This is a genomic window from Methylobacterium sp. WL6 (genome assembly GCF_008040095.1).
Taxonomy (GTDB): domain Bacteria; phylum Pseudomonadota; class Alphaproteobacteria; order Rhizobiales; family Beijerinckiaceae; genus Methylobacterium.
Genome location: NZ_VRVH01000254.1, coordinates 1 through 6612, shown reverse-complemented (window position 1 = coordinate 6612; position 6612 = coordinate 1). Strand labels below are relative to the sequence as shown.

The window sequence follows — 6612 nt, the reverse complement described above, 5'->3', positions numbered from 1 at the left end:
GCCGCGGGCGGCCCGGCGCCCCGACGACCCCGAGCGCCCGGAGCCCTGCATGCCTCGCCCGTCCACCCCGATCGTCCTGGTCGCCGCGCTGATGCTGTCCGCCGGCCCCGCCGCCGCGCAGATGGCCAAGACACCGGACGTCAAGACACCGGACATGAAGACCCCGGATGCGCCGCCGCTGAAGTCGGCGATGCCCGAGAAGGCGGCGCCGACGGGCAAGGGCGAGGTGCAGCTCTCCTTCGCCCCCGTGGTGAAGCGGGCGGCGCCCTCGGTGGTGAACGTCTACGCCTCGCACATCGACAAGCGGCCCAACGCCCGCACCAGTGCCATGGACGAGTTCATGCGCCGGTTCTTCGGCGCGGAGGGCGGCCGCGGGCAGGGCGGCGCCCCGGGCGAGCGGGCGCAGAAATCCCTCGGCTCCGGCGTCATCGTCGACGCGTCGGGGCTGATCATCACCAACAACCACGTCATCGACAACATGAACGAGGTCCGCGTCTCGCTGGCCGACCGGCGCGAGTTCGAGGCGACGATCGTGCTGCGCGACCCGCGCACGGATCTCGCCGTGGTGCGGATCACCAACCCGACCGGCGGGCTGATCCCGATGCCGTTCGGCGACTCGGAGAGCCTGGAGGTCGGCGACTTCGTGATGGCGATCGGCAACCCGTTCGGCGTCGGCCAGACGGTGACGCAGGGCATCGTCTCGGCGCTGGCGCGCACCCAGGTCGGCTCGTCGGACTACCAGTTCTTCATCCAGACCGACGCCGCGATCAATCCGGGCAATTCCGGCGGGGCGCTGGTCGACCTGCGCGGGCAATTGATGGGGATCAACACCGCGATCTACTCGCAGTCGGGCGGCAGCCACGGCATCGGCTTCGCGATCCCCGCCAGCATGGTCAAGGCGGTGGTCGAGACCGCCAAGAACGGCGCCACCACCGTGCGGCGGCCCTGGCTCGGCGCGCGGGTGCAGAGCGTGACGCCGGACATCGCCGAGAGCATGGGCCTCGACCATCCGACCGGCGTGCTGGTGGCGAGCCTGCAGGCCAAGAGCCCGGCGGACGAGGCGGGGCTGAAGCGCGGCGACCTGATCCTGACGGTCGACGGCTTGAGCGTCGACGACCCGGAAGCCTTCGGCTACCGCTTCGCGCTCAAGGGCATCGCCGGCCAGACCAAGTTCGGCATCCTGCGCGGCACCAGCCGCAGCACGCTCCCGGTCAAGCTGACGCCGGCGCCCGAGACGCGGCCGCGCGACGTGCTGAAGGTCCGCACGCGCTCGCCGTTCTTCGGCGCCACGCTGATCAACACCTCGCCGGCCGTCGCCGAGGAGATGCTGACGGACTTCCCCGTCGACGGGGTCGCGGTGCAGGCGGTCGACGAGAATTCGATCGCGGCGCGCGCCGGCCTGCAGAAGGGCGACATGCTGGTCTCGATCAACGGGCAGCCGGTCTCGACGACGAAGGACGTCGAGCGCGCCACCCGCACCGTGCAGAGCGCCTGGGAGATCGCGATCAACCGCAACGGCGAGGTGCTGACCTCGATGTTCGGCGGCTGAGGCCAGACCGGCCCGGACGCGATCCCGGCCTCAGGCCGCCTGGAACGCGATGGCGGTGGCCTGGATCTCCTCGAGCGGCTTGCCGATCAGCGCGGTGATCGCGTCCTTCGGCATCGGGGCGCCGAAACAGGTAGCCCTGGCCGTAGTCGCAGCCCTGGTCGGAAAGCCAGTCGACGCTGGCATCGGTCTCGATCCCCTCGGCGGTGGTGACCAGCCCGAGGCTGGCGCCGAGCTTGATGATCGCGTCGACGAGCTTGGCCCGCTCGGCGCTCATGGTGATGGTGTCGACGTAGGTGCGGTCGATCTTCAGCTTGTCGAACTTGAGCTCGCGCAGGTGGTACAGGCTGGAATAGCCGGTCCCGAAGTCGTCGAGGGCGATGCGCACGCCGAGGTTCTGCAGCGAGGTCAGGGTCGTGCGGGCCGCCTCCAGGTCCTGCACCAGGGCCGTCTCGGTGATCTCGACCTCGAGGCGGCTCGGGGAGAAGCCGGTCTCGGTCAGGATCGCGAGGATGCGCTCGCACAGCCAGCGGTCCTGGAACTGCTGCGGCGCGATGTTGACCGCGAGCTGGAAATGGGGCGGCCAGTCCCGGGCGTCGAGGCAGGCCTGGCGCAGGAGCTTCATGCTGAGCTCGGCGATGAGGCCGGTCTCCTCCGCGATCCCGATGAAGCAGGCCGGCGCGAGCAGCCCGCGGACCGGGTGCCGCCAGCGGGCCAGCACCTCGACGCCGACCAGCGTCTTCTCCGGCAGCGTCACCACCGGCTGGTAGTACGGCTCGATCGCGCCGCTCGCGATCGCCTCGCGAAGCTCGCTCTCGAGCTGGGCCCGCGCCTTGAGCTCGATGTCCATTGCGCTCTTGAACACGCGGAACACGCCGCGGCCGTCCTTCTTGCCCTGGTACATCGCGAGGTCGGCGGCATGCAGAACCACGTCGGCATCCGCCTGGTCGGCCGAGATCAGGGCGATGCCGATGGTCGCGCCGACCTTCAGCTCGTTGCCCTGCCACTGGATCGGCGCCGCGATCGCCGCGATCAACCCTTGCGCGAGCCGTGTCAGGCCGTCGCTGCCGCCGTCGAGCGGCACGAGCAGGGCGAACTCGTCGCCGCCGAGCCGGGCCGCAAGGCCGGCGTCGGGCGTCAGGGCGGACAGGCGCTCGGCGACGGCGCACAGCACGGCGTTGCCGGCCGCGTGCCCGTAGATGTCGTTGACCGGCTTGAAGCGGTCGAGGTCGACCAGGAGGACCGCCTGGGTCGGGACCAGGGTCGCGGCCGCCCTGCGGCGCTCCAGCGTCTCCAGGAACAGGCGGCGGTTGGCGAGCCCGGTCAGGACGTCGTGGCGTGCCACCGCCTCGGCCTCGGCGGCGGTGATGTCGCGCTCGCGCATCGCCACCCGCAGCAGCAGGGACTTCCGCAGGCTGGCGACGAACACCGCCATCCCCATCAGCGCCACGAGCATGAACTCGTTGGAGAGCTGGTGCGCCTGGACGAAAGCATTGAGCCAGGAGAAAACCTCAAATTGAATTCCGATGACCCATAAACACGCACCGATCATCAGCAAGCAGAGAACCTCGTAAAGCTCTCCTTCGCCCCAGCTGCCGCGTTTTCCGATCATGAACCGTCCCCCCGATCGGTCTCACCCTGAGCACGGGCGAGCTTAAGGGAGTCTCACGCGTCCTGGCGGCGGCAGGCGGCGCGGCTCGTTTGGCGGACGCCGGACGAAGACTTCGGTCGCGGGGGTAAATGGAGCCTTTCGCCCTTCGTCGGGCACACGCGCCCGCGTCGGCGCCGATCCCGGCCGCTCGAATCAGGCCGACCCGACGTTCGGCGGCCCTTGCCGAGGGAGGGGCGCAGGGTGTTGATGCCGGCATGCCCGACCTGTTCGCAACCGCCGGCCTCGATGCGTCGGCGCCCCGCCCGCTCGCCGACCGGCTCCGGCCCGGCACGCTCGCCGAGGTCGTCGGCCAGGATCACCTCACCGGCCCGGACGGCGCGCTGACGCGGTTGCTGCGTGGGCGGACCTTCGGCTCGCTGGTGTTCTGGGGACCGCCCGGCACCGGCAAGACGACGGTGGCGCGCCTGCTCGCGCACGAGACCGACCTGCATTTCGAGCAGATCTCGGCGATCTTCTCCGGCGTGCCCGACCTGCGCAAGGTGTTCGAGGCCGCGCGCAAACGCCGGGCGACGGGGCAGGGGACGCTGCTCTTCGTCGACGAGATCCACCGCTTCAACCGGGCGCAGCTCGACGCCTTCCTGCCGGTGATGGAGGACGGGACGGTGACGCTCGTGGGGGCGACCACCGAGAACCCGTCCTTCGAGCTCAACGCAGCGCTGCTGTCGCGCGCCCGCGTCCTGCTGTTCCGCGCGCTCGACGACGGCGCCATCGCCAAGCTGATCGCGCGGGCGGAGGACCTGACGGGCCAGGCGCTGCCGCTCACCGAGGAGGCGCGCGGCGTGCTCGTGCGCATGGCCGACGGCGACGGGCGCGCGGCGCTGACCCTGTGCGAGGAGGTCTGGCGCTCCGCCAAGCCCGACGAAATCCTCGACGCGGAGGTGCTGCAGACGCTCGTCCAGCGCCGCGCGCCGATCTACGACAAGGCGCAGGAGGGCCACTACAACCTGATCAGCGCGCTGCACAAGACGGTGCGCGGCTCGGACCCGGACGCGGCCCTGTACTATCTCTGCCGCATGCTCGACGGCGGCGAGGACCGCCTGTTCATCGCCCGCCGGCTGGTGCGGATGGCGGTGGAGGATATCGGGCTCGCCGACCCGCAGGCGCTGGTGATCACCACCGCCGCCAAGGACGCGTTCGACTTCCTCGGCAGCCCCGAGGGCGAGCTCGCCCTGGCACAGGCGGTGATCTACCTCGCCTGCGCCCCGAAATCGAACGCCGCCTACGAGGCCTACAAGGCCGCGACCCGCATAGCCAAGGAGCACGGCTCGCTGCCGCCGCCGCGCACCATCCTCAACGGCTCGACCAAGCTGATGAAACGGCTCGGCTACGGCGAGGGCTACCGCTACGACCACGACGAGCCGGAGGCGTTCTCGGGGCAGGATTACTGGCCGGAACGGCTCGGCCGCCAGCACCTCTACGCGCCGACCGACCGCGGCATGGAGAGCCGCTACCGCGACCGGCTCGCCCACTGGGAGCAGCTTCGGAAAGCGCGGCGCGAGGAGGGATGAGCGCCGGCATGGACGTCCTCCTGAAAGGCGTGGCCGGCGGCCTCGTGACGATGGCGATCGTGCTGGCCTCGCGCCGCGGCAACGTCCTGCCCGGCATCCTGCCGCTGGCGCCGACCTTCGCGATCATCGCGCTGCTCGCGGTCGGGGCGAAGGGCGAGGCCGGCGCCTTCCGCGAGACCTGCCTCGCGGGCGTCCGCACGATTCCCGCCTACCTCGTCTTCCTCGCCGTGGCGTGGTGGCTCGGCGGGTTCTGCGACCATCGCCTCGCCCTCCTCGGCGGGCTTTGTGCATGGCTGCTGGCCGCGCTCGCGATCTTCCTCGCGCCGCGCTGGCTGTGAACGCTGGACCGGGCGCCCGTCAGCCTGTAGGGCACCCGCCCCCCGACCCTTCGCGAAAGACAAAGACCCGATGGCGGCCTGCGGCCTCGATTTCGGCACGTCGAACACGACCCTTGGACACCGCACCGCGCCGGGTCCGCGCCTCGTCCCGCTGGAGGGGCGCCACGTCACCATCCCGAGCGCGATCTTCTTCGAGCCGAACCGCGAGGCGGTGATCGGCCGGGCGGCGACCGAGGCCTATGTCGAGGGCACGCCGGGCCGGATGATGCGCAGCCTCAAGTCGGTGCTGGGCTCCGGCCTGATCGAGGAGACGACCCCGGTCGGGCGCGAGCGCGTGCGCTTCCGCGACGTGATCGGGCGCTACCTCGCCGCGGTGAAGGCGCGGGCCGAGACCGCGGCCGGCGAGACCTTCGACACGGTGGTGCACGGGCGCCCGGTCCACTTCGTCGACGGCGACGCCGAGGGCGACCGCCGGGCCGAGGACACCCTCCGCGAGATCGCCGAGAGCATCGGCTTCCGCCACGTCTCGTTCCAGTACGAGCCGATCGCCGCGGCGCTCGACCACGAGCAGAGCGTCCGCAGCGAGGAGATCGCGCTGATCGCCGACATCGGCGGCGGCACCTCGGACTTCTCGATCGTGCGGCTGTCGCCCGAGCGGCATGCCAAGGCGGAGCGGGCCGACGACATCCTCGCCAACGACGGCGTCCGCATCGGCGGCACCGACTTCGACCGCTTCCTCAGCCTCGGCACGGTGATGCCGCTGCTCGGCCTCGGCAGCCCGATGAAGCGCCCCGAGCTCTCGGTGCCGAACGCCTATTTCCACGACCTCGCCACGTGGTCGAGCATCAACCGGCTCTACAACGCCAAGACCCTGCGCGAGATCGCCGAGATCATCCGCGACGGCGCGCGTCCGGACCTCGTCGAGCGCCTGCGCACGGTGGTCGAGCTGGAGCGCGGGCATTCGCTCGCCATCGCCGTCGAGGGCGCCAAGATCGCCGCCTCGAACGACGGCGCCTCCGAGGTCGATCTCGATTGGGTCGAGCCGGGCCTGGCGGCCTCGGTCGACCGGACGGCCCTCGTGTCCCACACCGAACCGCTGGCGGTGCGGATCTCCGAGCGGGTCGGGCGCTGCCTCGCCCAGGCGGGCTTGCGCGCGAACCGGATCGATTCGCTGTTCCTCACCGGCGGCTCCACCGGCCTGCCGCATGTCCGCCAAGGGCTGACGTCCTGCCTGCCCGGCGCCCGCGTCGTCGAGGGCGACACCTTCGGCTCGGTCGGCATCGGTCTCACCATCGAGGCGATCCGCCGGGCGGCCTGAGCCGCGACGCCGGCCTGCCGTGCGGCGAGGGCGAATTGTCGCCGCCGCGGGCGGGTGCTAACGCCCTCGCATGACAGGCAATCCACCACGCGGCGGCGGCTCGGCCGGGAAAGGCCCCGGCCGGGGCCCGGACAAGGGCGCAGGCAAGACCGTCGGCAAGGGCTCCGGCCGTCCGCCCGCCGCGAAGTCCGCGACCGGCAAAGCCGCGGCCGGAAAGGCCGCCTTCGGCA

Annotated in this window: 5 protein-coding genes; 4 read left to right on the top strand and 1 reads right to left on the bottom strand. The window is 71.3% G+C overall.

What is annotated here, in order from left to right; all coding sequences use genetic code 11:
- Positions 1-49 precede the first annotated feature (49 nt).
- Positions 50-1549: a Do family serine endopeptidase gene (locus FV230_RS22535; RefSeq protein WP_147843993.1), complete on the top strand. Its 1500-nt coding sequence runs from the start codon at positions 50-52 to the stop codon at positions 1547-1549.
- Here the strand turns inward: FV230_RS22535 and FV230_RS22530 are convergent.
- Complete coding sequence (locus FV230_RS22530; RefSeq protein WP_246694956.1) at positions 1506-3098, bottom strand: EAL domain-containing protein; 1593 nt, start codon at positions 3096-3098, stop codon at positions 1506-1508. The genes FV230_RS22535 and FV230_RS22530 overlap by 44 nt on opposite strands.
- A gap of 314 nt (positions 3099-3412) precedes the next feature.
- Here FV230_RS22530 and FV230_RS22525 point away from each other — a divergent pair, with 314 nt between their 5' ends.
- The 3 genes from FV230_RS22525 to FV230_RS22515 all read left to right on the top strand — a co-directional run bounded on the left by FV230_RS22525 (position 3413) and on the right by FV230_RS22515 (position 6382).
- On the top strand, positions 3413-4726 hold the full coding sequence (locus tag FV230_RS22525) for a replication-associated recombination protein A (RefSeq protein ID WP_147728137.1): 1314 nt from the start codon (positions 3413-3415) through the stop codon (positions 4724-4726).
- Positions 4727-4734: 8 nt separating this feature from the next.
- Positions 4735-5064 (top strand): GlpM family protein, encoded by a 330-nt coding sequence (locus tag FV230_RS22520; protein ID WP_147843991.1) that lies wholly within the window; start codon positions 4735-4737, stop codon positions 5062-5064.
- A 70-nt stretch (positions 5065-5134) separates the two neighbouring features.
- Positions 5135-6382, top strand: a complete 1248-nt coding sequence (locus tag FV230_RS22515) for an Hsp70 family protein (RefSeq protein WP_147843990.1) — start codon at positions 5135-5137, stop codon at positions 6380-6382.
- Positions 6383-6612: the final 230 nt, after the last annotated feature.

Bases quoted from the DNA above. Each gene is read 5' to 3' on its own strand.
- FV230_RS22535 (WP_147843993.1), top strand. From the start codon at position 50: ATGCCTCGCCCGTCCACCCCGATCGTCCTGGTCGCCGCGCTGATGCTG.
- FV230_RS22515 (WP_147843990.1), top strand. From the start codon at position 5,135: ATGGCGGCCTGCGGCCTCGATTTCGGCACGTCGAACACGACCCTTGGA.
- FV230_RS22530 (WP_246694956.1), bottom strand. From the start codon at position 3,098: ATGATCGGTGCGTGTTTATGGGTCATCGGAATTCAATTTGAGGTTTTC.
- FV230_RS22525 (WP_147728137.1), top strand. From the start codon at position 3,413: ATGCCCGACCTGTTCGCAACCGCCGGCCTCGATGCGTCGGCGCCCCGC.
- FV230_RS22520 (WP_147843991.1), top strand. From the start codon at position 4,735: ATGGACGTCCTCCTGAAAGGCGTGGCCGGCGGCCTCGTGACGATGGCG.